22 protein-coding genes are annotated in these 23,384 nt (G+C 66.0%); 15 read left to right on the forward strand and 7 right to left on the reverse strand.

The features are described 5' to 3' along the window. Nucleotides 1-147: 147 nt before the first annotated feature. Both AC5RU7_RS19205 and AC5RU7_RS19210 read right to left on the reverse strand, forming a co-directional pair. A complete protein-coding gene (locus tag AC5RU7_RS19205) occupies nt 148-567 on the reverse strand; it encodes a DUF4870 domain-containing protein (protein WP_009358804.1) in 420 nt (139 codons plus the stop codon). Between the two features lie 122 nt (nt 568-689). Continuing rightward, a complete protein-coding gene (locus AC5RU7_RS19210) occupies nt 690-1,538 on the reverse strand; it encodes a DUF3097 domain-containing protein (RefSeq protein ID WP_494053589.1) in 849 nt (282 codons plus the stop codon). A 190-nt stretch (nt 1,539-1,728) separates the two neighbouring features. Here AC5RU7_RS19210 and hrcA point away from each other — a divergent pair, with 190 nt between their 5' ends. The 3 genes from hrcA to AC5RU7_RS19225 all read left to right on the forward strand — a co-directional run bounded on the left by hrcA (nt 1,729) and on the right by AC5RU7_RS19225 (nt 4,736). Next, on the forward strand, nt 1,729-2,742 hold the full coding sequence (gene hrcA / locus AC5RU7_RS19215) for a heat-inducible transcriptional repressor HrcA (protein ID WP_494009227.1): 1,014 nt from the start codon (nt 1,729-1,731) through the stop codon (nt 2,740-2,742). A gap of 81 nt (nt 2,743-2,823) precedes the next feature. Beyond that, complete coding sequence (dnaJ, locus tag AC5RU7_RS19220; RefSeq protein WP_494053590.1) at nt 2,824-3,951, forward strand: molecular chaperone DnaJ; 1,128 nt, start codon at nt 2,824-2,826, stop codon at nt 3,949-3,951. Between the two features lie 2 nt (nt 3,952-3,953). Further along, nucleotides 3,954-4,736 carry a 16S rRNA (uracil(1498)-N(3))-methyltransferase gene (locus AC5RU7_RS19225; RefSeq protein WP_494053591.1) on the forward strand — a complete coding sequence of 261 codons (783 nt, stop codon included), beginning with the start codon at nt 3,954-3,956 and terminating at the stop codon, nt 4,734-4,736. On the opposite strand, the gene AC5RU7_RS19230 is transcribed toward AC5RU7_RS19225, so the two are convergent. Next, nucleotides 4,723-5,676 carry a GerMN domain-containing protein gene (locus AC5RU7_RS19230; RefSeq protein ID WP_494053592.1) on the reverse strand — a complete coding sequence of 318 codons (954 nt, stop codon included), beginning with the start codon at nt 5,674-5,676 and terminating at the stop codon, nt 4,723-4,725. The genes AC5RU7_RS19225 and AC5RU7_RS19230 overlap by 14 nt on opposite strands. Nucleotides 5,677-5,974: 298 nt before the next feature. Between AC5RU7_RS19230 and AC5RU7_RS19235 the strand changes: the two genes are divergently transcribed. The 5 genes from AC5RU7_RS19235 to AC5RU7_RS19255 all read left to right on the forward strand — a co-directional run bounded on the left by AC5RU7_RS19235 (nt 5,975) and on the right by AC5RU7_RS19255 (nt 11,477). Next, a complete protein-coding gene (locus tag AC5RU7_RS19235; RefSeq protein WP_494009223.1) occupies nt 5,975-7,060 on the forward strand; it encodes a PhoH family protein in 1,086 nt (361 codons plus the stop codon). Then, nucleotides 7,057-7,530: an rRNA maturation RNase YbeY gene (gene ybeY, locus AC5RU7_RS19240; protein ID WP_009358798.1), complete on the forward strand. Its 474-nt coding sequence runs from the start codon at nt 7,057-7,059 to the stop codon at nt 7,528-7,530. The genes AC5RU7_RS19235 and ybeY overlap by 4 nt, the downstream gene beginning before the upstream one ends. Continuing rightward, nucleotides 7,527-8,858: a hemolysin family protein gene (locus AC5RU7_RS19245; RefSeq protein ID WP_494053593.1), complete on the forward strand. Its 1,332-nt coding sequence runs from the start codon at nt 7,527-7,529 to the stop codon at nt 8,856-8,858. The genes ybeY and AC5RU7_RS19245 overlap by 4 nt, the downstream gene beginning before the upstream one ends. After that, complete coding sequence (era, locus tag AC5RU7_RS19250; RefSeq protein ID WP_494053594.1) at nt 8,842-9,798, forward strand: GTPase Era; 957 nt, start codon at nt 8,842-8,844, stop codon at nt 9,796-9,798. The genes AC5RU7_RS19245 and era overlap by 17 nt, the downstream gene beginning before the upstream one ends. A 221-nt stretch (nt 9,799-10,019) precedes the next feature. Further along, entirely contained in the window at nt 10,020-11,477 is a 1,458-nt protein-coding gene (locus AC5RU7_RS19255) for an LCP family protein (protein ID WP_494053595.1), read from the forward strand. Nucleotides 11,478-11,556: 79 nt separating this feature from the next. Here the strand turns inward: AC5RU7_RS19255 and AC5RU7_RS19260 are convergent, their stop codons facing one another. Next, on the reverse strand, nt 11,557-13,509 hold the full coding sequence (locus AC5RU7_RS19260; RefSeq protein ID WP_494053596.1) for a M13 family metallopeptidase: 1,953 nt from the start codon (nt 13,507-13,509) through the stop codon (nt 11,557-11,559). A 251-nt stretch (nt 13,510-13,760) separates the two neighbouring features. Here AC5RU7_RS19260 and leuA point away from each other — a divergent pair, with 251 nt between their 5' ends. The 3 genes from leuA (at nt 13,761) to AC5RU7_RS19275 (ending at nt 17,189) form a co-directional block, all read left to right on the forward strand. Further along, the gene (gene leuA, locus AC5RU7_RS19265) at nt 13,761-15,500 is read left to right on the forward strand and encodes a 2-isopropylmalate synthase (RefSeq protein WP_494009217.1); all 1,740 of its coding nucleotides are present in this window, start codon (nt 13,761-13,763) and stop codon (nt 15,498-15,500) included. An 88-nt stretch (nt 15,501-15,588) separates the two neighbouring features. Beyond that, a complete protein-coding gene (gene recO, locus AC5RU7_RS19270; RefSeq protein ID WP_494009216.1) occupies nt 15,589-16,341 on the forward strand; it encodes a DNA repair protein RecO in 753 nt (250 codons plus the stop codon). A 2-nt stretch (nt 16,342-16,343) separates the two neighbouring features. Then, a complete protein-coding gene (locus AC5RU7_RS19275) occupies nt 16,344-17,189 on the forward strand; it encodes an isoprenyl transferase (protein WP_494009215.1) in 846 nt (281 codons plus the stop codon). A gap of 4 nt (nt 17,190-17,193) precedes the next feature. On the opposite strand, the gene AC5RU7_RS19280 is transcribed toward AC5RU7_RS19275, so the two are convergent. Then, a complete protein-coding gene (locus tag AC5RU7_RS19280) occupies nt 17,194-17,403 on the reverse strand; it encodes a hypothetical protein (RefSeq protein WP_494053597.1) in 210 nt (69 codons plus the stop codon). Then, nucleotides 17,400-18,401 (reverse strand): alpha/beta hydrolase, encoded by a 1,002-nt coding sequence (locus AC5RU7_RS19285; protein ID WP_494053598.1) that lies wholly within the window; start codon nt 18,399-18,401, stop codon nt 17,400-17,402. Before AC5RU7_RS19285 ends, AC5RU7_RS19280 begins: the two co-directional genes overlap by 4 nt. Before the next feature lie 75 nt (nt 18,402-18,476). On the opposite strand from AC5RU7_RS19285, the gene AC5RU7_RS19290 reads away from it, so the two are divergent. Further along, nucleotides 18,477-19,547, forward strand: coding sequence for a quinone-dependent dihydroorotate dehydrogenase (locus tag AC5RU7_RS19290; protein ID WP_494053599.1), 1,071 nt, complete (start codon nt 18,477-18,479; stop codon nt 19,545-19,547). Between the two features lie 75 nt (nt 19,548-19,622). Here AC5RU7_RS19290 and AC5RU7_RS19295 read toward each other — a convergent pair whose 3' ends face one another. Continuing rightward, nucleotides 19,623-20,225, reverse strand: coding sequence for a DUF3043 domain-containing protein (locus AC5RU7_RS19295; protein WP_494053600.1), 603 nt, complete (start codon nt 20,223-20,225; stop codon nt 19,623-19,625). 91 nt (nt 20,226-20,316) lie between these two features. Here AC5RU7_RS19295 and AC5RU7_RS19300 point away from each other — a divergent pair, with 91 nt between their 5' ends. The 3 genes from AC5RU7_RS19300 (at nt 20,317) to ctaC (ending at nt 23,381) form a co-directional block, all read left to right on the forward strand. Beyond that, entirely contained in the window at nt 20,317-21,774 is a 1,458-nt protein-coding gene (locus AC5RU7_RS19300; protein WP_494053601.1) for a dipeptidase, read from the forward strand. Between the two features lie 162 nt (nt 21,775-21,936). Further along, a complete protein-coding gene (locus tag AC5RU7_RS19305) occupies nt 21,937-22,323 on the forward strand; it encodes a HesB/IscA family protein (protein WP_009359026.1) in 387 nt (128 codons plus the stop codon). 185 nt (nt 22,324-22,508) lie between these two features. Continuing rightward, on the forward strand, nt 22,509-23,381 hold the full coding sequence (gene ctaC / locus AC5RU7_RS19310; RefSeq protein ID WP_494053602.1) for an aa3-type cytochrome oxidase subunit II: 873 nt from the start codon (nt 22,509-22,511) through the stop codon (nt 23,379-23,381). Nucleotides 23,382-23,384 lie beyond the last annotated feature (3 nt).

Here is a 23,384-nt window from a genome sequence, read left to right on the forward strand (position 1 = left end):
CGCGAGCTTGCGAGGGCTGGGAGCCGGTGGATGGGCCCACGCCCGCGAGGGCCCCGGCGCGAGCTTGCGATGGCTGGGAGCCGGTGGATGGGCCCACGCCGGCGAGGGCCCCGGCGCGAGCTTGCGATGGCTGGGAGCCGGTGGGGACTACTTGATCCAGCGCAGGTTGTACTGGTACCGGTGCGGCTGGCCCTTGTTCACGTGGATGCCTGCCGCCACCGAGAAGCAGGTCAGGGCGATCCAGATCAGCGTGGCAATGACGGCGAAGATGTTGCCGATGACGGGGATGAATACCAGGATGTTCGCCACCACGGCCGCAATGGTGGGTGGCAGGCTGAAGTTCAGGGCTTCCTTGGACTCCTGCGCCGTGAACGGCCCGCGGTCGCGGAAGATCAGGAAGATCAGCAGCGCAGGTACGCAACCGAGGATTCCGCCGAAGTGCGCCAGGGTGGCCCATTGCCTGTCCTCGCCTGCCGTCAGGGGCAGCGCGTTCGCCGGGACGCCATGGTATTCGGAGCGGCCTGCGCCGCCCTGGCTGTCCCTGTGATCACGGGTGTTTTCTGCCACAGTCTGTTTCCTTCGAGAGTGCAAATAGTGCGGAATGCCGGTGCTGCCTTGCTGCGGCCGCGGACAGTGCCGCAGGACCTGCAGTACCAAGAATACTGGCTATCCGGGACATGGCTCCCCATTCAGGGCACCGTGAGGAAGTCGATCACTTCCTCAACGCGGCCCAGCAGCGACGCCTCAAGGTCAGCGTAGCTGCGGACGGCACCCAGCAGCTTCTGCCACCCCAGCCCGATGTCCTCCTTCGTGGCGTGCGGCCAGCCGAAGGCCGCCAGCACGCCGGTCTTCCAGTCCTGGCCCCGGGGCACTACGGGCCACTGCTCGATCCCCAGGACAGCGGGCCTGATGGCCTGCCACACATCCACGTACGGGTGGCCCACGATCAGGACGTTCCCCGCGGCGCCGGGGGACGCCATCACGGCGTCGGCAATGCGGGACTCCTTCGAGTCCGGCACCAGGTGGTCCACGAGCACGCCCAGCCGCCGTCCCGGCCCGGGCCGGAAATCGGCCACCGCTCCGGCGAGGTCGTCAATGCCGTGCAGGGGTTCGACGACGATGCCCTCCACTCGAAGGTCGTCTCCCCAGACCTTCTCCACCAGTTCGGCGTCGTGCTTGCCTTCCACCCAGATGCGGCTGGCTTTGGCCACCTGGGCACGCTGGCCCGTGACCCGGACCGAGCCCGACGCCGTCCTGCCGGCTCCGGCGCCGGCAGCGGCACGCGGTGCCGGCGGCATCAGGCGGATGGCCTGGCCCTCCAGGAGGAAGCCGAAGCCGAGCCGGAACGTCCGTGACTTTCCCCGCCGGTCTTCCAGCGCCACCACGTGCATGCCGCCTGACTTTTCCACCCGCGTCACGGCACCAACCCACCCGGACTGCACGTCCTCCAGGACCATGCCGCGTTCAACGGGGACTTCGGGAAGTTGGGTGCGGACGGGGCCGGACATCTCCCGGGGCCCCCAGTTCTGGTAATCCATGGATCGACTCCGCCTAGCGCTAGATCAGTGCCGCCGGAATTTCGCCCGGAGCGGTACCAATGCTAACAACGGGGCGAGTCATAATAGACTGTTAGCACTTAGGCATGTCGAGTGCTAACCCTGATGGTTTTCCCTGATGTTTGTTGCACAGGGTGGCGCTGCCGCCCTGACCCTGGATTGGAGGTGGAGTGTGAGCGAGCCACGCAAACTGGAAGTGCTGCGGGCAATCGTGGAGGACTACGTCCACTCCCGCGAGCCCGTGGGTTCCAAGGCGCTGGTGGAAAGGCATCATCTCGGCGTATCCAGTGCAACAATCCGCAACGACATGGCAGCCCTGGAAGACGAAGGGCTCATCACCGCACCGCACACCAGTGCGGGCAGGATTCCCACGGACAAGGGCTACCGCCTGTTCGTTGACCAGATCTCGGCTGTGAAGCCGCTGTCCCAGGCTGAACGCCGCGCCATCCAGTCGCTGCTCGAAGGCTCCGACGACCTCGATGATGTCCTGGACCGGACCGTCCGGCTGCTGTCGCAACTGACCAACCAGGTGGCGGTGGTCCAGTATCCCCATCTGAGCCGGGCCCTGATCCGCCACATCGAATTCGTCCTGCTGGCACCGCGGAAAGTGCTGGTGGTTTTGATCGCCAACAGCGGCAAGGTGGAGCAGCGGGTCATCGACGTCGGCCAGGACCTCGGTGACGACGCCCTCGCCGCGCTCCGGACCCAGTTCCTCGGTTCCCTCGCCGGAACCCCGCTGGGCCAGTTAGGGCAGTCCCTGCCCGGCGTCGTCTCCGCCGTCGGCCCGGCGCAGCGGCCGGCTGCGCAGGCACTGGCCCACGGGCTGGAGCTCCTGGCGCACAGCAGCCGCGAGGAGCGCATGGTCATGGCGGGCACGGCGAACCTTGCCCGGTCCAACGTGGATTTCCCGCTCAGCATCGGACCTGTCCTGGAAGCCCTGGAGGAACAGGTGGTGATGCTGCGCCTGCTGAGCGAAATGGCGCAGGACCACCGTGGCGTGGCAGTCAGCATCGGGCGTGAGAACCCGTACGACGGCCTTGCCGAAGCTTCCGTGGTGGCCACCGGCTACGGTCCGGACAGCGCAGCGAAAATAGGCGTGCTGGGGCCCACGCGCATGGACTATCCCACCACTATGGCCGCCGTCAGGGCTGTTGCCCGCTACCTATCCCGGATTCTGGGGCCCTGAGCGGGGCGCCGGTTGCCCTGGCAGCCGGTCCGCGGAAGGACACCCCCACTGCATGCAGTCAACAAGGAAGAGATACGAACTTTGAGCAGCCACTACGACGTCCTTGGAGTCTCACCGGAGGCCACCGGAGAAGAAATCAAAAAGGCCTACCGCAAGCTGGCCCGTACCCTGCACCCGGACGTCAACCCGGGCGAGGAGGCCGCTGACCGCTTCAAGGCAGTGACCCATGCGTACGAAGTCCTCTCGGACCCCCAGAAGCGGCGCGTCTACGACACCACCGGCAACGAGAACGGCACGGACAACGGGTTCGGCGGCGGCAGCTACGCCGGGCAGGGCTTCGCATTCCAGGACATCTTCGACACCTTCTTCGGTGCCGGCGGCTCCACCGGTCCGGCCTCACGCGTCCGACGCGGCCAGGACGCCCTCATCAGCGTCCGGATCGACCTCCGTGACGCCGTGTTTGGCGTCAACAAGAAGCTCGAGGTGGATACGGCGGTCACCTGCCCCACCTGCGAAGGCTCCTGCTGCCAGCCCGGCACTCATCCGGAGCGCTGCGACATCTGCGGCGGCAGCGGCCAGGTCCAACGGGCAGTCCGTTCCATCCTCGGCCAGGTCATGACGGCTGCCCCCTGCGGCAGCTGCGAAGGATTCGGCACCGTCATCAGGGATCCCTGCAACGAGTGCAGCGGCCAGGGCCGCATCCGGAGCCGCCGTTCACTGACCATCAAGGTTCCTGCCGGCGTCGCCACCGGAACACGCATCCAGCTGTCCGGGCAGGGTGAGGCGGGACCCGCCGGTGGACCTTCCGGCGACCTCTACGTGGAGATCCGGGTCAACAACGATCCCACTTATGTCCGGGACGGGGACGACCTCCACGCCACCTTGAACATTCCCATGACGGCGGCCGCCCTTGGCACCGAGGTCAGCCTGGAAACCTTCGACGGCACGCAGGAAATCGACGTTAAGCCCGGCACCCAATCCGGTGAAATCATTACGCTTCGCGGTTTGGGCGTCACCCACCTTCGCGGGTATGGCCGTGGCGACCTCAAGGTCCACCTGCAGGTGGAGACTCCCGCCAAGCTCGATGCCGCCCAGGAAGACCTGCTGCGGCAGTTGGCCAAGCTCCGGGGTGAGCAGATCACTGACGGCAAGCTGGCTGCGAGCGGCGGCATGTTCGCCAAGCTTCGGGACCGCCTCGGTAACCTGTAGCGGTGAGCAACCCCGTCTTCTTCACCGCCGCCGGGTCCCTGGATGGAATGTCGCCGGGCGGCCGCTTCGTCCTGGAAGGGGCCGAGGCCAGGCATGCCGTCGCTGTCAAACGGCTTGAACCGGGCGAAGCCGTCGATATTGTCGACGGCGCCGGCACCAGGATGACAGGGCGGGTCGCCGCTGCTGCGCCGGCGGCCCTCGAGGTGGAGTGCGCGTCCGTAACCGTCGAACAGCGGCCGGACGTCCGGCTGGTGCTCGTCCAGGCCCTGGCAAAGGGCGACCGGGACGAGCTGGCCATCGAAACGGCCACCGAGCTGGGGGTCGACGCCGTGATCCCATGGCAGTCCGAGCGGTCCATCGTGCGGTGGAAAGGTGACCGCGCAGCGAAAGCCCACGCCAAATGGCAGTCGGTGGTGACCGCCGCCGCCAAGCAGGCACGGCGGTCCTGGGTGCCGGAGGTCCGCCCCGCCGTCGACACCGCCGCGCTTTCCGCAGCCGTCGAGGCCGCGGACCTGGCGGTCATCCTGCACGAGGACGCCGTCCGTCCGCTGCGCACCGTCCTTGAGGGTTGGCAGGCCGGCGGCGGGGGAGCGGAACACCGCGAGGTGCTCCTGATCGTAGGACCCGAGGGCGGGATCAGTCCCCGCGAAGTCACCCGGCTCTGCGACAAAGGCGCCGTGACCGCACTGCTGGGGCACCACGTCCTGCGGTCATCCACGGCAGGGCCGGCCGCCGTCGTGCTGGCCAGCGACATCCTAGGCCGCTGGACGGCTACCGCACCTTGAAGGCGCGGGTGTCCTCGAACTGGTCCGGACGGCCCCCGGTTCCGGCCTGCGCCACCCGCAGCTCGTAGTCACCGGCCGGCATGGTCAGGGCCAGGGTGAAAACCCCCGCCTGGCCCTGCTCGGGCGAGGCTGTTGTCTCCCCGGTGAGGAAGGGCTCCGTGCTGCCGTTGGTTCCGGACCGCAGGATTTGCCAGCGGAGCTTGCCGCCGGCGGTTGTGCTTCGTCCGGTGATCTTGACGCTGCCTCCGGGTACTTCCACGTTTTCCTGCGGATCGATAATCCAGACGGGCGCCACCAGGCCCGTGCTCCGGGTCATCAGTGCGCCGAGCGGGATGTGGTCGAACGCCAGGTAGTCCGTATGCCCGTCCACCAGGATTCGGACCCGGATCTGCTGCCCGGAGTCGATCAGGCCTGAGCTGGCGGCGGCGGCGGTTGCCGTGTAGACCAACTGCTGGATGGCCCGGGCGGCCATCTCCGCATCGAGGTTGCTGTTGAAGGCGTCCTCGGAGACGTCCACGGTGATGACGTCTTTACCCGAAATGGAGGTGGCGAGCGTGCCGGGGTTCTGCCAGGGCGTGAAGAAGTCGGGGTCGAGCGGCTTGTCCGACATCATGGAGCGCAGGGCCCGCGTCACGGGATTTTCCTGGTCCGGCACGTCCCGGAATTCGCGGTACAGGAAGACGTCGCTGCCGCTGCGGCCAATCCAGTACACCGGTGCCTTGTTCGAGGACTGGGTGGTTTCCAGCGGCGCACTCGTGGACGGCGCCTGTGCCGTGCCGGTGGCGATGGGATCGGTGGCCAGTGTGCCCGTGGGCGTCGGCCCGGCCTCGGCGATGCAGCCTGTCATGACCGGGACAGCTGCCAGGACTCCGGCCAGCAGGAGACCGCGCATGCGGCCCACGGCACGGCCCGCCCTCAGGGGCGCAGCGGATTCCGGCACGTTCGTCCTGTCCTTTCCTAACGTGGAGGGCCGATCCCCGGGCGGCCTGGTCATCCAGTTGCAGCTGGATTTCCAGCATGGCACACCCTGCAGGACCTGCCGGCCGCCAGCCCTCGCCTGCGCCCAACTGAAACGGGAACGATATGAGGCCGATATGAAGTTGATACCTAATGACGGAACTGGGTCATTCTTCGTCCATGCGACCGGTTCCCGTATCCGGCGCCGGCGGCTGCTGGCGTAATATGGAAAGACAATCTGTACCGACCTTGAGGGGACCACAGGCCAGCAGGCCATCACTATGACTGAATCAGCGAACGGAAAGCGCCGGTCCACCGGAGAGGGCAGCAGCGGGGAGTTCCCCCACTCCCTCCCGGGCATCCGGACTGAGGTGGTCCTTTTCGACAACTCCGATCAGATGGTCCAGTCGCTCGGCAGCCACGATGAGGCGCTGCGGTACATCGAGGAGCAGTTTCCGGACGTCAACTTCCACGTCCGCGGCAACGAGCTTTCCATCAGCGGACCCATCCATGACGTACCCCGGATCATGCGGCTGCTCCACGAAGTCCGCGGACTCGTGGCGCGCGGCACCATCATCAGCCCGGCGGTGCTGCAGCAGCTGGTGGCCCTGCTGCGCACCCAATCGTTGCAGAACCCTGTGGAGGTGCTCACCCACGACATCCTCTCCAGCCGCGGCAGGACAATCCGGCCGAAAACCCTGAACCAGAAAACCTACGTTGACGCCATCGACGACAACACGGTGATTTTCGGCATCGGACCTGCCGGCACCGGGAAGACCTACCTGGCCATGGCCAAGGCGGTCCAGGCCCTGCAGCAAAAAGAGGTTACCCGCATCATCCTGACCCGTCCGGCAGTGGAAGCCGGGGAACGCCTGGGGTTCCTGCCCGGGACGCTGAGCGACAAGATCGATCCGTACCTGCGCCCGCTCTACGACGCCCTCCACGACATGATGGACCCGGAGTCCATCCCCCGCTTGATGGCGGCCGGAACGATCGAAGTGGCGCCCCTGGCCTATATGCGCGGGCGCACCCTCAACGACGCGTTCATCATCCTTGATGAGGCGCAGAACACCACGCCCGAACAGATGAAGATGTTCCTGACACGCCTGGGCTTCGGATCCAAGATGGTGGTTACCGGAGACGTCACGCAGGTGGACCTTCCGTTCGGCACCCGGTCCGGGCTCCGAATCGTGGAGGACATCCTGCAGGGCATCGAGGGCGTCAACTTCTCGGTTTTGGATGCCGCCGACGTCGTCCGCCACCGCCTGGTTGGCGACATTGTCAACGCCTACAGCATCTGGGACGACGCCCAGAGGGCCCGCGCCAAACATTCAGCAGTTAAGGAAAAACGGGGGGAACGCGCTTGAGCATCGAGGTGAACAACGAGTCCGGGGTCCAGGTGGACGAAGCGGAACTCGTTGCATTGTCCCGGTACATCTTTGAACAGCTCTACATCCACCCGCAGGCGGAACTGTCCATCCTGTTGGTGGATGAGCCTGCGATGGAAAAGCTCCACCTTGAGCTGATGGACGAACCCGGTTCCACAGATGTCCTGTCCGTGCCCATGGATGAACTCACCCCCGGAACACCTGACCGGCCCACGCCGCAGGGCATGCTGGGCGATATTGCCATATGCCCGCAGGTGGCAAAAGTCCAGGCCAGGAACGCAGGCCACCAGCTCCAGGATGAGATGCTGCTGCTGACAACCCACGGCATCCTCCACCTGCTGGGCTACGACCATGCAGAACCCGAGGAGAAGGCCGAAATGTTCGGGCTCCAGCGGGAACTCCTGTCCGGCTTCACCGGCAAAGAAGCACCCGCCGAGACCACCCAGTGACGCCTCTGCTCCTGGTCGCGATGGCCCTGCTTTTCCTGGGTGTCGCGGCGGTGCTGACGGCCGCCGAAGCCGCTTTCAATTTCCTTCCGCGCCATGACGCGGAGGAAGCGCTCCTTCGGAGCCGGAGCACCGCGATGCGCCGCATCCTTGCCCAGCCGGTTGCCCACATCCGTGCGCTGCGGTTCTGGCGGATCTGGTTCGAAATGGCCTCCGCCGTGGCTGTTGCCGTCCTGCTCTACAGCCTGCTGGACAACATCTGGCTTGCCGGGCTGGCGGCCACGGGCATCATGGCGCTGCTCGGATTCGTCATCGTGGGCGTTTCGCCCCGCCAGCTCGGACGGCTGCACTCCGCGGCCGTGGTCCGGTTCACGGCCCCCACGATCCGGTTCCTGACCTGGATCCTGGGGCCCATCCCTGGTTGGCTCGTGGCCCTGGGCAGCTCGGCCGCGCCCGGCGCGCCCGGCGGTGACGAGGCGTTCTTCAGCGAGCAGGAGTTCCGTGAACTGGTGGAGCGCGCCAGCGAATCGGACATGATTGAGGACACCGAAGCCGAGATGATCCAGTCGGTGTTCGACTTCGGCGACACGCTGGTGCGCGCCGTCATGGTCCCCAGGACGGACATCGTCAGCATCGAATCCGGATCGAGCCTGCACCAGGCCATGTCCCTGTTCCTCCGGTCCGGCTACTCGAGGATTCCCGTGATCGGCGAGGACACGGACCATATTCTCGGCATCATCTACCTGAAGGACGTGGCCGCCGCCGTCCATGGACTCGCCCCGGACGCGGAACCGCCCCTGGTGGACTCGCTGGCCCGCGAGGTCCGGTACGTCCCCGAGTCCAAACCCGTGAGCGACCTGCTGCGCGAACTGCAGAAGGAATCCACCCATGTCGCCATCGTCATCGACGAATACGGCGGCACCGCCGGCCTGGTCACCCTCGAGGACCTGATCGAGGAAATCGTGGGTGAAATTGTGGACGAGTACGACACGGAAAGCGCCGAAGCCGTTGAGCTTGGAGACGGTTCCTACCGGGTCAGCGCACGGATGAGCATCGATGACCTGGGCGAGCTCTTCGACATCGAGCTGGACGACGACGAAGTGGACACCGTGGGCGGCCTCCTTGCCAAGGCGCTGGGCCGCGTCCCCATCGTGGGAAGCCAGGTTGAAGTCCACGGCGTTTCACTCCGGGCCGACCGGCTGGAAGGCCGGCGCAACCGCGTCAGCCACATCATTGCGGCGCCGGTGCCAAGAGTAGACACTGACTTTGAAGACCTCCTCGAAGAGGCGGACACAACCCAGCAGGGAGTTCCACGTGAGCAAGAAAAATAAGGCAGCACCGGAAGACTTCGGAGGCTTCCACGCAGGATTCTCAGTCCTGGTGGGCCGGCCCAATGCCGGAAAGTCCACCCTGACGAACGCCCTGGTGGGGAAGAAAGTGGCCATCACCTCCGCGAAGCCGCAAACCACCCGCCACACCATCCGCGGCATTGTGCACCGGGACGATGCCCAGCTGATCCTGGTGGACACCCCGGGCCTGCACCGCCCGCGTACCCTCCTTGGAAAGCGCCTGAACGACCTCGTCGCGGACACCCTCGCTGAGGTTGACGCCATTGGGTTCTGCCTGCCGGCCAATGAAAAGATCGGCCCCGGCGATAAATTTATCGCCGCCCAGCTGGCGGCGGTGGGCCGCAAGCCGGTCATCGCCATCGTCACCAAGGCGGACCTGGTGGACCGCCAGGCACTGACCGAGCAGCTCCTTGCCGTGGCGGAACTCGGCCGCGAAGTCCTGGGGGAGGAGGGCTGGAAGGACATCGTGCCGGTCTCCGCCACGGACGGTTTCCAGGTGGATACTGTCGCTGACGTCCTGATCAGCCACATGCCGCCGTCGCCTCCGCTGTATCCCGATGGCGAGCTCACGGACGAACCGGAAGCGGTGATGGTCGCCGAACTCATCCGGGAAGCCGCGCTCGAGGGCGTGCGGGACGAGTTGCCCCACTCCCTGGCCGTGGTGGTCGAAGAGATCGTTCCGCGGGAGGACCGGCCTGACGACAACCCGCTCCTGGATGTGCGCGTGAACCTGTATGTGGAGCGCCCTTCGCAGAAGGCCATCATCATCGGCAAGGGCGGCAGCAGGCTTCGCGAGGTGGGCACCAACGCGCGCAAGGGGATCGAGGCGCTGCTCGGCACGCGGATCTACCTCGACCTCCACGTCAAGGTGGCCAAGGACTGGCAGCGCGACCCGAAACAACTGGTCAAACTCGGTTTCTGATCCGGCCTGTGCCGCCGCGGCCGGGCGGACGCCCGGCGTTTTCCCAGACTGGACCACTAAAATGGGCCGGATTTTGAATTTAGAGGAAGGTTCACCACGTGGTTCGAGGCCGCGATATACGCGACAACGAAGCTGATGCGCCAGCGGGAACAGGACCCGTATCCCGGCACGCGCACGATAGCGCCTTAGGGACCGCACGGCATCTTGGCCCACTCCGCGGCATGCCCGTCTGGCTCAAGATCGTCACCGGTGTCCTGTCAGTGGCCATCATCTGCGGCCTGGCTTTCGCCGGATTCTGGTACCTGCGCCTCCACAACAACATTTCCAAGGCGCCCTTGAACGCCGGCGGAGGCAACAGCGAGATGGTCAGCGACGCGACGGGCAGGATGCAGATCCTCATCCTGGGCTCGGACACACGGGACGGCAAGAACGCCGAGTACGGCGAAGCCGACCTTTCCGCGGGGTACGGCAAATCGGACGTCATGATGCTGATGGACATCTCGGAAGACAACAAACGAGTCAGCGTCATTAGTTTCCCGCGCGACCTGCTGGTGGACATTCCCAAGTGCAAGGACGAGAAGACCGGCCAGGAACACCCTGCCCGGAGCGGCATCATGATCAACGAGGCCATGACGGAAGCCGGCATCGGCTGCGCTGTGGACACTGTCAACAAGATCACCGGCCTGGAAGTGGACCATTTCATGATGGCCGACTTCAACGCCGTGAAGGAACTGTCCAACGCTGTGGGCGGCGTGGAAGTCTGCATCAGCGACGCCGTGTACGACCCTGACTCCCGGCTGCGGCTGCCTGCTGGCACCTCGATGGTCCAGGGCGAGCAGGCACTTGCCTTCCTGCGCACCCGGCATGCCTTTGCCGACGGCGGCGACCTGGGCCGCATCAAGGCGCAGCAGGGCTTCCTCTCGTCGCTGACCCGGAAGATCAAGGACGACGGCACCCTGTCCGATCCCGGCAAGATGCTGAAGATCGCCGACGTCGTGACCCAGAACCTGACGGTGGATGAAGGCCTGGCTTCCGTGCCCACCCTGCTGACCATCGGCAACCGGCTCAAGGACATCGATATCAGCAAGGTGGCGTTCGTCGCCGTCCCCACCACACCGGCGGACCTTGATCCGAACAGGCTCCAGATCGCCGAACCAGCCGGCTCCCAGCTCTTCGCTGCGCTCCGGCAGGACGTGGACCTGACCGACCCCACCGCGCCCGCCACGCCAGCGCCCGGCGAAAGTGCACCGCCGTCGGCCGCCCCCACCGAAACGGTTCCGGCGCCGCCACCATACGACAAGGCGCTGCAGCCGGTGACGGTGGCCAACGGCACCGGTGTCCCCGGCCGTGCCCAGGAAATCGTGCAGGCCCTGGTCTCCGGTGGGTTCACGCAGGCCGCCCAGTTCGAAAACGCAGCCGTGGAACAATCCGTGGTCTACTACGGTTCTGACTTCGCCGATGTTGCCGCCGACGTCGCCGCACTGCTGGGCATCCCGGCGGGCCAGCTGGTTCCCGCCCCCGGTGTCTCAGGAGTGCAGGTCTACCTTGGCACGGACTTTACCTCGGGCACCACCTACGGGTCCGGGGCGGGGGCCGCGCTGCCCGACGATATCGTCAACCAGACGGCTGGCGACGCGACATGCCAGCAGGCCAACCCGTACCTGATCGTCCAGGAGTAAATCCTCCATATAACCGAAAGCGGGGCGCCACCCACCAGGGTGGCGCCCCGCTTTCGGCTAGGGCAGCGTCCCGGGAGACCTACCAGATGCTGACCCGCTCCGCAGGCGGCATCCACATGCCGTCCTGTTCAGTGACGTCGAACGCCTCGTGGAACGCGTCCAGGTTTTTCGCAATGGCGTTCGTCCGGAACTCGTTCGGGGAGTGGGGGTCCGTGGCAAGCCGGCGGACGGCCTCTTCCTGCCGGATCACCTGGCGCCAACCGGCCGCCCAGGAGGCGAAGAAGCGCTGCGGGCCGGTGAGGCCGTCCAGGACTTCCGGTTCCCTGCCGTCCAGGCTGATCAGGTACGCCTTGTAGGCGATGGCCAGGCCTGCCAGGTCGCCGATGTTCTCGCCCAGGGTGAGCCGCCCGTTCACGTGATGCCCGGGGGCGGCCGACGGCGACAAGGCATCGTACTGGGCTACCAGCTTGGCCGTGAGCTGTTCGAAGGCCTGCCGGTCCTCGTCCGTCCACCAGTTCCGAAGGGTGCCGCCGCCGTCGAACTGCGAACCCTGGTCATCGAAGCCGTGGCCGATCTCGTGGCCGATCACTGCGCCGATGCCTCCGTAATTAACGGCGTCATCGGCGTCGGCGGTGAAGAACGGCGGCTGCAGGATCGCGGCGGGGAAAACGATCTCGTTCATCATCGGGTGGTAGTAGGCGTTGACCGTCTGCGGGGTCATCAGCCACTTGTTGCGGTCCACCGGCTTGCCCACCTCATCAAGGTGGCGGTCGACGTCGGCGTTGTGCGCCCGCTCCACGTTGCCGAGCAGGTCGGCAGGATCGATCTCCACGGCGGAATAATCGATCCATTCGTCAGGGAAGCCAATCTTTGCCCGGAAGCCTTCGAGCTTCCGCAGTGCCTCGGCCTTCGTGGCCTCACCCATCCAGCCCACCCCCGTGATACTGCGGCGGTAGGCCTCGATCAGGTTGGCGACCAGGGTCTGCATCCGGGCCTTGTGCGTCTCCGGGAAGTGCCGGGCCACATAGATCTGGCCCACGGCCTCGCCCAGGGCAGCCTCCACCACGGCCACTCCGCGCTTCCACCGGTCCTTGTTGCGGGGCGTGCCGCTGATGGTAGTGCCGTAGAACGCGAAATTCGCGTCAACGAAAGCGGACGACAAGTAGGGTGCAGCGGCACTGATCACGCGCATGGCGAGCCATTCCTGCCACACGGACAACGGTTCGGAGTCCAGGAGCCCGGCGGCACCTTCAAAGAAGGGCGGCGTGCTCACCACGATCTCCTGCCGCTTGTCCCCGTCGATGCCCGCCGCCTCAAACCAGGTGGCAAGGTGGGGGAACAGGGCTGACGCTTCATCCGCGCTCTTCAGGTTGTAGGTCTTCTGCGGATTCCGCAGCGTGACGTTGTCCCAGTGGTGTGCCGCGAGCTTCGTTTCGAGCTCCACCACCCGTCCCGCCGCGGCTTCCGCGTCTGCCACGCCGGCAAGGCCGAACATGGTCTGCACATGCGACCGGTACGCGGACACCATGGGCGCGAATTTGTCTTCACGGTAGTAGGACTCGTCCGGAAGCCCCAGGCCGCCCTGGCCGGTGTACAGCAGGACGCGGTCCGGATTCCCGGCGTCGGGGGCCGGGTAGATATAAAAGAGGCCACCCACGTCCGAGCGGAACAGCCGCCCTGCCAGTGCAACGAGGTCGGCGGCGGAGGCAGTGGCGAAGACGTCCGCAATCCGCTGCCGGATGGGTTCCATCCCCTTGGCCTCCACGGTTTCCTCATCCATGAAGCTGCTGTAGAGGCCACCAATCTTGCGCTCGATCCCGCTGGCCGAACCGGCCTTGGCCGCCGCTTCCTCGATGATGTCCCGGACGGCTATCTCGGAACCGTCCCGCAAGGCGGTGAATGTGCCCTCGAGTGGGCGGTCGTCGGGAATTTCGGTGGCCTTCAGCCAGGCGCCGTTGACGTGCTGGTACAGGTCATCCTGCGGCCGGACCGTGTGATCTATGGTGGAAAGGTCGATCCCCGAAATGGGCACTGAAACTCCTTTGCTGCAGGCTCCATATCCGGCTCCAGCGCCGGAGAGGTCTGCATGGTGGACTTTACGGACGGTAGTGCCCTTTCATCTTACGCACGCGTGCTACGCTCAGAATGTGCGTGCAGAGCTCCTTCTCCTTAGCTGCCGCGGCGAGGCCCCAGACGCGATCTAGCGCAAGGCCATCCCTCGCTGCGGAGTTTGTGTTGCCCGGCCACCCTTTCAATGAAGATCTCCAGAAAAGGCCCCACGTAATGCGAAACGCACAAAAGCCCTCAGGAATGCCTGCCCACCGGTACACGCCGTTCCAGGACCTGATCAAAGTCGAACTGCCGGACCGCACCTGGCCGGACAAAGTCATCACGAAGGCTCCGCGCTGGTGCGCAGTTGACCTGCGCGACGGCAACCAGGCCCTGATTGACCCCATGAGCCCGGCACGCAAGATGAAGATGTTCGACCTGCTGGTCCGCATGGGCTACAAGGAAATCGAGGTCGGTTTCCCGTCCGCATCCCAGACTGACTTCGACTTCGTCCGCCAGCTGATCGAGGGCAACCACATCCCGGACGACGTCACCATCCAGGTCCTGACGCAGGCCCGCGAGCACCTGATCGAGCGGACGTACGAATCCCTGGTCGGCGCCAAGCAGGCAATCGTCCACCTGTACAACTCCACCTCGGTCCTGCAGCGCCGCGTGGTGTTCAACCAGGACGAAGACGGCATCCTGGACATCGCGCTGCAGGGTGCGCGGCTGTGCAAGAAGTACGAGGAAACCCTGGGTGATACCCACGTCACCTACGAGTACTCGCCGGAGTCCTTCACGGGAACAGAGCTGGAGTACGCAGTCCGCGTCTGCAACGCCGTCGCCGACGTCTTCGAAGCCTCGGCAGACCGCCAGGTCATCATCAACCTGCCCGCCACCGTGGAAATGGCCACGCCCAACGTGTACGCGGATTCCATCGAGTGGATGAGCCGCCACCTGCACCCCCGCGAGGGCATCATCCTGTCCCTGCACCCGCACAACGACCGCGGCACCGGCGTGGCCGCCGCCGAACTGGGATACATGGCCGGCGCGGACCGTATCGAAGGCTGCCTCTTCGGCAACGGCGAGCGGACCGGCAACGTGGACCTGGTCACCCTGGGCCTGAACCTGCTCGTCCAGGGCATCGACCCGATGATTGACTTCTCCGACATCGACGACATCCGCCGCACCGTGGAGTATTGCAACCAGCTGCCCGTTCCGGAACGGTCCCCGTACGGTGGCGACCTCGTTTTCACGGCGTTCTCCGGCTCCCACCAGGACGCCATCAAGAAGGGCTTCGAGGCCCTGGAACGTGATGCAGCTGCCGCCGGAAAGGACGTGGCGGACTTCACCTGGCAGGTTCCGTACCTGCCCATCGACCCCAAGGACCTGGGCCGCAGCTACGAGGCCGTCATCCGCGTGAACTCCCAGTCCGGCAAGGGCGGCGTGGCCTACCTGCTCAAGAACGAGCACAGCCTGGACCTGCCGCGCCGCGCGCAGATCGAGTTCTCCGGCGTCATCCAGCGGCGCACCGATACCGTGGGCGGCGAGGTGAGCGGCGCCCAGCTGTGGCAGATCTTCCAGGACGAGTACCTGCCCTCCGGCAAGGCTGACGGGCAGTGGGGGCGCTACGCGCTCGGTGCCGTCAAGACCGAAACGGACGACGACGGCGGCATGACCCTGCACGCCTCCCTCACCATCGACGGTGTGCAGGTCAGCCGCACCGGCACCGGAAACGGTCCCATCGCGGCGCTGCTGAGCATCCTGCATGAGGATGGCGTGGATGTCCGCGTCTTGGACTACAGCGAGCACGCACTCTCCGAGGGCGGCAACGCCCTGGCCGCCGCGTATGTCGAGGCGGCAGTGGGGGACCGGGTCCTGTGGGGCGTGGGCATCGATGCCAACACCAGCATGTCCGCTTTGAAGGCTGTCATCTCCGCCGTGAACCGCGCCATCCGGGACGCACAGGCCTGACACCTGCCAGCCGTGCCGCCGGGACATCTGCCCGGCGGCACGGCTGTGCCCGGTGGGATGCGAAGCCAAGAGGATGGGAAGATAAAGCGTGGCCCAACACTCTTTCGCCTCCCGCGCGTACCGGGATGACGCCGTCGTGCTCCGCACGCACAAGCTGGGCGAGGCGGACCGCATCATCACCCTCTTGACCAAGCATCACGGCCAGGTCCGTGCGGTGGCCAAGGGCGTGCGGCGCACCAGCAGCCGGTTCGGGGCGAGGCTGGAACCGTTCATGGTGGCGGATCTGCAGCTGGTCTCGGGGCGCACCCTGGACATCGTCACCCAGGCCGTGGCCAAGGGAGCGTACGGGGGGAGCATCGCGGCCGATTACGGCCGGTACACGGTTGCTGCTGCCATGACCGAAACCGCGGAGAAGCTGACGGACGTGGATGGCGAGTCCGGCACCGCCCAGTACAACCTGCTGGTCGGCGCCCTGGCCGCCCTCAGCCGGGATGAACACGCACCGGGCCTGATCCTCGATTCCTACCTGCTGCGGGCGCTGGCCACGGGCGGCTGGGCGCCCAGCTTCACCGAATGTGCCCGCTGCGGACTGCCTGGCCCCCACACCGCGTTCGCGGCCCCCCTGGGCGGGATGGTCTGCAGCGGTTGCAGGCCTCCCGGCTCACCTGCGCCGGCCCCCGAAACTGTCGTCCTGCTGGCAGCGCTGCTGACGGGCGACTGGGGCACGGCGGATGCATCCCTGCCAGTGCACCGCAAGGAGGCCGCGGGCCTGGTCGCGGCCTACCTGCAGTGGCATCTCGAACGAGTCCTCAAATCCCTCAAACATGTGGAGCGAAGCTGACAGTGGCCCTGGGAAAAAAGAACAACGTATCCCGCAAGCGCACCCACCCGGTGGTGGCGCCGTACCCGCATCCTTCCGGGGCCGTGGCGCCGTCCATTCCGGCGGAATTCATCCCCCGCCACGTCGCCATCGTCATGGACGGCAACGGCCGCTGGGCGAACCAGCGCGGACTGCCGCGCATCGAGGGCCACAAAGCCGGCGAACCGGCGCTGCTGGACGTCATGGCCGGCGCCATCGAACTGGGCATTGAATACGTCAGCGTCTACGCCTTCTCCACGGAGAACTGGCGGCGGTCGCCGGAGGAAGTCCGCTTCCTGATGGGATTCAACAAGGATGTGCTGCGGCGCCAGCGGAACCAGCTGGACGAGTGGGGGGTGCGGGTCCGATGGTCCGGCCGGCGGCCCAGGCTCTGGGGATCTGTCATCCGGGAACTCGAGGAGGCCGAGGAATACACTGCGGCCAACAGCACGTGCACGTTGACCATGTGTGTCAATTACGGCGGCCGCGCGGAAATTACTGATGCGGTGTCCGCCATCGCGGCCGACGTCGCCGCCGGACGGTTGAAGCCTAACGCCATCACCGAACGGACCATCCAGAAGTACCTGGACGAGCCGGACCTGCCGGACGTGGACCTCTTCCTCCGCAGCTCCGGGGAACAGCGTTTGTCCAACTTCATGCTCTGGCAGTCCGCCTATGCCGAGTTTGTCTTCATGGATACGCTGTGGCCCGACGTCGACCGGCGCACGCTATGGGCTGCCGTGGAAGAGTATGCCCGGCGGGACCGCCGCTACGGGGGCGCAGTCGACGCTGCCCGGCCCGTGGACGCCGTAACCCGGGACCAGGCCTGAACACTCAAAGCCCGGGGCGGCCCTCGGCGGGGTAGCCGCTGAGCCGCGCGGGGGAGGGTCCCGGCGCCGGGACGGGGCACCGCACGAGGGTCGCGACGACGTCGCCCTCGTCATCGGGTGCCAGCGGCAGCGTTCGCTGCTGGAACGGGGGGCCAAGGATATCCGCTGTCCACTCGCCGCTGGGTTCCCCGACGGCGTGATGTTCCGCCGTCATGGATGCGGCCCGGGCGGGATTGGCGGAAGGGGAGCGCCGCCATAGGCGGACAGCCAGCGGGCCAGCCTGCCGTAAGCGTCCGCACGCACCGCGGCGGGTGAGAGGAAGACATCGTGCAGCGCGCCGTCGATCCGCTCGATCGTCACCGTCCGGCCGAGCGTGAGGGCCCGGGCGCTGATGGTGTTGACGTCAAGGACCGCGTCCGTGCGGCGCATCTCCTCGGACCAAAAGAGCCCGTTCGCGCTGCCGCGGGAGAGCAGGACCAGGATGGGCACCTCGATGTTCAGCCCGCGCGCCACCTTGGCGTGCCCGGCCAGCACCGCACTGAGCCAGCCGGCGCGGACAGGGAAGGCCATGGGCGGACGGTACCGTTCATCGAGGGGCCATTCGCCTTCAGCCGCGCTGCTGATCGTGCGCCAGTAGAAGCCGCGCTCGGGCAGCCGCAGTACGGCTTCGGGCCGGATCCGGGCCACCGGGCCCACCATGCCGGAGGCTGCCCGCCGCACCAGGCTGTTGCCGTGCATTTCCAGCCAGGGGCTGTTCAGGATCAGGTGCGACACGCTCCCGGGCCGCCTGCTGGCCCACAGCACGGCCACGAGGCCGCCGGTGGAATGACCCATCAGGGTCAACGGCCCCGCCGCACCCTCCCGGCTGATAAGGCGGATGGCCTCTTCAATTTCCGCGTCATAGTCGGCAAGGTCCGATACATAGCCGCCCGGATACTCGGGCCGCAGGCTCCGGCCATGGTTGTGCATATCCAGCGCATAGAAGTCGTAGCCCGCCGTCCACCAAAAGCGTGCCAGGTCCACATTGAAGAAGTAGTCGCTCCAGCCGTGGAGGAAGAGGACGGCGCGGCGCGGCTTCCGGGACTGGCCGGAGCCGTCCCCGGCCGGGCGGAACCGGACCAGCGTGGCCGTCCGTTCAACGCCGTCGGGGCCTGCCGCAGTGAAGGCAAGGGATTCGAACTCCTCACCCAGGATGTCCTGCTGCCAGCCCATGGATTCATGCTAATGCGGGCCGCATCCGCTCCGTGTGATTTTGGAACAGGCTGTCGGAGGCGGAAGACTGGAGGCATGCGCGTTTACCCCACTTTCTTCAGGCTGGCCTTTTCATGGATGGACGCCGAGCGCGCCCACAAAATCGGTTTCAAGGGCATCCGGTTCGCGCATGCCTCCGGGGCCGGCAAAATCCTGCAGAAAGTAACGGCTCCGGCGCCGTCGTTGCAGACCACGGCTTTTGGCGTGACCTTCCCGTCGCCGTTCGGACTCGCCGCCGGCTTCGACAAGGAAGGCCTTGGCATCGAGGCCCTCTCCGAGCTGGGCTTCGGCCACGTGGAAGTGGGTACCATTACCGGGCAGGCCCAGCCCGGCAACGAAAAGCCGCGGCTTTTCCGGCTGGTGCAGGACCGCGCCGTGATCAACCGGATGGGCTTCAATAACGACGGTGCCGCCGCCGTCGCCCCCCGCCTGAAGGCCGCCCGTGCTGCGCTGCAGCGCAGGCACGCAGGCGTCCGTCCCGTCATCGGCGTCAACATCGGCAAGACCAAGGCCGTGGAACTTGCCGACGCCGTGGACGACTACCTGGTCAGTGCCCGCAGCCTGGCTCCTGCCGCCGACTACCTCGTGGTCAATGTCAGCTCCCCGAACACGCCCGGACTGCGGCTGCTCCAGGACGTGGAAACCCTCCGCCCGCTGCTCACCGCGGTAGGGCAGGAAGCAGACCGGGCCGCGGGGCGCCATGTGCCCCTTCTGGTGAAGATTGCTCCGGACCTAAGCGACGAGGATATCGACGACGTCGCCCGCCTGGCGCTGGACCTCAAGCTGGATGGCATCATCGCCACCAACACCACCATTGCCCGGACCGGTCTCAGCAGCCCTGCGGGCGAGGTCGAAAAATGCGGGGCGGGCGGGCTTTCGGGCGCGCCCCTGAAGCAGCGGTCGTTGGAGGTGCTGCGGCGCCTGAAGCAGGCAACGGGGGATGCGCTGACGCTCGTGGCCGTGGGCGGCGTCGAAACGGCACAGGACGTCCAGGACAGGCTTGATGCCGGAGCAACACTCGTCCAGGGCTACACGGCATTCCTCTATGAAGGACCGTTCTGGGCGGCCCGCATCAACCGCGCTTTGGCGAAAAACCGCCGGGCGTAGGGATCACCTTAAAGCGACAAACCCCGGCGGATGATTCCGCCGGGGTTTGCTGTTGCTGCAGCTGGTGCCGTTTGCTCAGGCCGGGTACTGGCCGCGCTTGACCTGGGGCTTGGGAAGGCGCAGTTTGCGGAACTGCAGGGAGCGCATGGAGCCGTACCAGACGGTGCCGCGTTCCACCTCGCCGAATTTTTCCGTGAGCCGCTTACGGAGTTTGCGGGACAGGATGAACACGTCCAGGAATACGGCCAGGAACATGACCCAGAATCCACCCAGGACGTAGATCATCAGGTCGCTCGAAGCAGGCACCACCAGGGATACCAGGACAAAAACCAGGGCTCCGAACATCAGATATTCGCCGAGGCTGAAGCGGGCATCCACGTAATCGCGGGCGAACCGCTTCTGCGGGCCCTTATCCCGCAGGGGGAGGAACCTCTCGTCGCCGGTGTCCAGCGCCTGGCGCATCTTCTGCCGCTGGTCCTGGATCGCCTGGCGCTCGGCGGCCTTGGACGCCTTGCGGTCCTCCGGCACCAGCGGACGCTTGCGCGCCGCTTCCTGCGCCTTGCGGGTGGGGGTTGGGGCTCCCTTGCCACCAACGCTGCCAGGCTGCGCCGCAGCGTCTGCCGCCTGCCGGTCTACTGATTCCTGCGCCGAGGGCGCTTCCTTTTTACGTCCGAACACCAGAACAGAATACCCTTGCAGGCCGGCGCAGGCCGCCCTCCCGGTCTTGGGCTCCCAAGGGCCGGGATGTGACGGGGGTAATGTTTTCGCCATGACTTCATCACCCCAGACTGCTGCATTCAACTCGGCCGGTCCCGTCACCCCGGGCCGGGCAGGACAAAACGTCACGGAAGAACTCCGCGCGTCAATTGATCAGGCCTTTGACCGGACCCTGGCCCGGCTCAAGGAACTCGTCGCCATCCCGGGCATTGCGTGGCCAAGCTTCGAACGGGCGCCGCTGGAACGCAGCGCGGAAGCAGTCGCGGAACTGCTCCGCGCTGCTGGCCTTGAACCGGTGCAGGTCCTCGGTTGCATGAAGGACGACGGCACTCCAGGGGGTCCGGCCGTCGTGGCCCGCCGTCCAGCCGCCGAGGGCAAGCCCACCATCCTGCTCTACGCCCACCACGACGTCCAGCCGGCCGGAGACGAAACGCTTTGGAAGACGCAGCCATTCACCGCAGAGGAGAAGGACGGGCGCCTCTTCGGGCGGGGTGCGGCGGATGACAAAGCGGGCATCATGGCCCACATTGCCGCCTACACCGCCGTTTCCGAGGTCCTCGGTGAGGCGCTGGGCCTCGGCGTCACCTTCTTCTTCGAAGGGGAGGAGGAAGCCGGATCACCCACATTCCGTCAGTTCCTCGAAGCCCACCGGGACCTGCTGCGGGCTGACGTCATCGTCGTCGCCGATTCAAGCAACTGGAAGGTGGGCGTTCCCGCGCTCACCACCAGCCTGCGGGGGCTCGTGGACGGCACCGTTGAAGTGCAGGTACTGGAACACGCGGTGCATTCCGGCATGTACGGCGGTCCTGTGCTGGACGCGCCCACGCTGCTGTCCCGCCTGATCGCGACGTTCCATGATGCCGACGGCAACGTTGCCATCGACGGCCTCGTCGCCACGGACCAGGCCGCAGTGGACCTCCCCGAAGCCGACTACCGCGCCGATGCATCCGTGCTCGACGGCGTCCGGCTCGCCGGATCGGGCAGCATCGCCTCGCGCCTGTGGACGAAGCCGGCCCTGTCGATCATCGGTATCGATGCCCCGGCGGTGGCCGTCGCATCCAACACGCTGCTGCCACGGGCCCGTGCCAAATTCAGCCTTCGGCTCGCCCCCGGCCAGGATCCCGCGGCCGCCATGGACGCGGTGCGCCGGCACGTCGAAGCCAACGCGCCGTTCGGCGCCAGGATCATCTTCACGCCGGGGGAGAGCGGCAACCCCTTCCAGACCGATACCTCCTCGCCGGCCGCACAGGTGGCCATGTGGGCCCTTGGCGAGGCCTGGGGTGTCCCGGCCGTCGAAACCGGCATCGGCGGTTCGATCCCCTTCATCGCGGACCTGCTGGAGCTCTATCCGGACGCGCAGATCCTGGTGACGGGCGTGGAGGATCCGGACTCCCGCGCCCACAGCGCCAACGAATCCCTCCACCTCGGCGACTTCCGGAAAGCCATCCTGGCCGAGGCGCTGATGTTCGTGCGGCTGAACAGCCAGGGATTACGGCGCCGGGGGGACTGAAAGCGGCGCGCGGGGAACAAGAGGCGGCCTTCCATGGTTACGTCAGGAGTTAGAGCTACAAGGCTGTCCCGCGTAGCATGTAGCTATAGCCCGTACCCCAATCCGTAGGGGCTGGCACCGCCAAGGCGGAGCCGCCAGGACCCGTCCTAAGAAGGTAGGCCAATGAGCACCGCAACCAATGAGAACAGCACCGAAACCACCAGCGCTGCCGGCGAGCTGCCGGTTCACGAGGTCAACCTGACCGACGTCGCAGCAGGCAAGGTCCGCAGTCTTCTCGAGCAGGAAGGCCGTACGGATTTGCGCCTTCGGGTTGCAGTGCAGCCCGGCGGCTGCTCAGGACTGATCTACCAGCTTTACTTTGACGAGCGGCTCCTCGACGGAGATGCCGTCCGGGACTTCGACGGCGTCGAGGTTGTCGTGGACAAGATGAGCGTCCCGTACCTCAGCGGCGCAAGCATCGACTTCGAGGACACCATTTCGAAGCAGGGCTTCACCATCGACAACCCCAATGCCGGTGGCTCCTGCGCATGTGGAGACTCCTTCCACTAAGCCGGTTGTGTCGCCCGGTGCCGGCGCCGTGCCCCCTGCCATGAACATTGGTTGGAGGCACGGCGCCGACATGTGGGCGAAACGCCCGGGGGAGCGGTAAGCTCTACACCGAGTAGTAAAACTTTTAGTGTGCCCGGGGCGCCGATGTGCGCCCGGACAACAGCAACAAGTAGGAAGGGCCGTCTGTGAGTTCGCAGAACCGAACCGGCAGCCGACGCAAAACGATCACAACGATCACTGGCTTGGCTATTGCCGGCGCGTTGGTTTTGACCGGATGTTCGCCAGAGGTAGAGAAGGGGTGGCTGCCCACTGAACGTGGCACCACCAGCAACACCGACCGCATAATGGACCTCTGGGTCAACTCATGGATTGCCGCCCTGGTTGTGGGCATCATTACCTGGGGCCTGATCGTTTGGTGCATCGTGGCCTACCGCCGCCGCAAGGGCACCGTCGGGTTCCCGCGGCAGACCAGCTTCAACCTTCCCCTGGAAGTCTTCTACCTCACCATCCCGCTGTTCATGGTCCTGGTGTTCTTCTACTTCACCGACCGCGACCAGCAGGCCATTGACGACCGCTCCCAGCCAGCCGACGTCGTCGTTGACGTCCGCGGCAAGCAGTGGGCGTGGGACTTCAACTACAAGGCCGGGGACGTCATCGAAGAAGACGTCCACGAGGCCGGCGTCCAGGCGCACCTGACCGGCAACACCATCGACAAGGAACAGCTCCCAACCCTGTACTTGCCGGTTAACAAGTCCGTCGACCTGGAGTTGAACGCACGCGACGTCATCCACTCCTTCTGGGTTCCCGCCTTCCTGCAGAAGCGCGACATGATCCCGGGCAAGACCAACTACATCCGGTTTACCCCCACTAAAGAGGGCACCTACGACGGCAAGTGCGCCGAACTCTGCGGCGAGTACCACTCCGAAATGCTGTTCCGCGTGAAGGTGGTGTCCGAGGCCGAATTCCAGGCCCACATGGACGACCTGAAGGCCGCGGGCAACACGGGCCTCCTCGGTGTGGAGTACGACCGCAACCCGAACCTGAACGAAATTAAGTAAGGG

It is taken from the genome of Arthrobacter sp. K410C (assembly GCF_059090105.1).

Excerpts from the sequence above, each read along its gene's own strand:
- AC5RU7_RS19210 (WP_494053589.1), bottom strand. The coding sequence starts at position 1,538 with ATGGATTACCAGAACTGGGGGCCCCGGGAGATGTCCGGCCCCGTCCGC.
- AC5RU7_RS19235 (WP_494009223.1), top strand. The coding sequence starts at position 5,975 with ATGACTGAATCAGCGAACGGAAAGCGCCGGTCCACCGGAGAGGGCAGC.
- AC5RU7_RS19255 (WP_494053595.1), top strand. The coding sequence starts at position 10,020 with ATGCCCGTCTGGCTCAAGATCGTCACCGGTGTCCTGTCAGTGGCCATC.
- leuA (WP_494009217.1), top strand. The coding sequence starts at position 13,761 with ATGCGAAACGCACAAAAGCCCTCAGGAATGCCTGCCCACCGGTACACG.
- AC5RU7_RS19280 (WP_494053597.1), bottom strand. The coding sequence starts at position 17,403 with ATGACGGCGGAACATCACGCCGTCGGGGAACCCAGCGGCGAGTGGACA.
- AC5RU7_RS19285 (WP_494053598.1), bottom strand. The coding sequence starts at position 18,401 with ATGGGCTGGCAGCAGGACATCCTGGGTGAGGAGTTCGAATCCCTTGCC.
- AC5RU7_RS19290 (WP_494053599.1), top strand. The coding sequence starts at position 18,477 with ATGCGCGTTTACCCCACTTTCTTCAGGCTGGCCTTTTCATGGATGGAC.
- AC5RU7_RS19300 (WP_494053601.1), top strand. The coding sequence starts at position 20,317 with ATGACTTCATCACCCCAGACTGCTGCATTCAACTCGGCCGGTCCCGTC.
- AC5RU7_RS19305 (WP_009359026.1), top strand. The coding sequence starts at position 21,937 with ATGAGCACCGCAACCAATGAGAACAGCACCGAAACCACCAGCGCTGCC.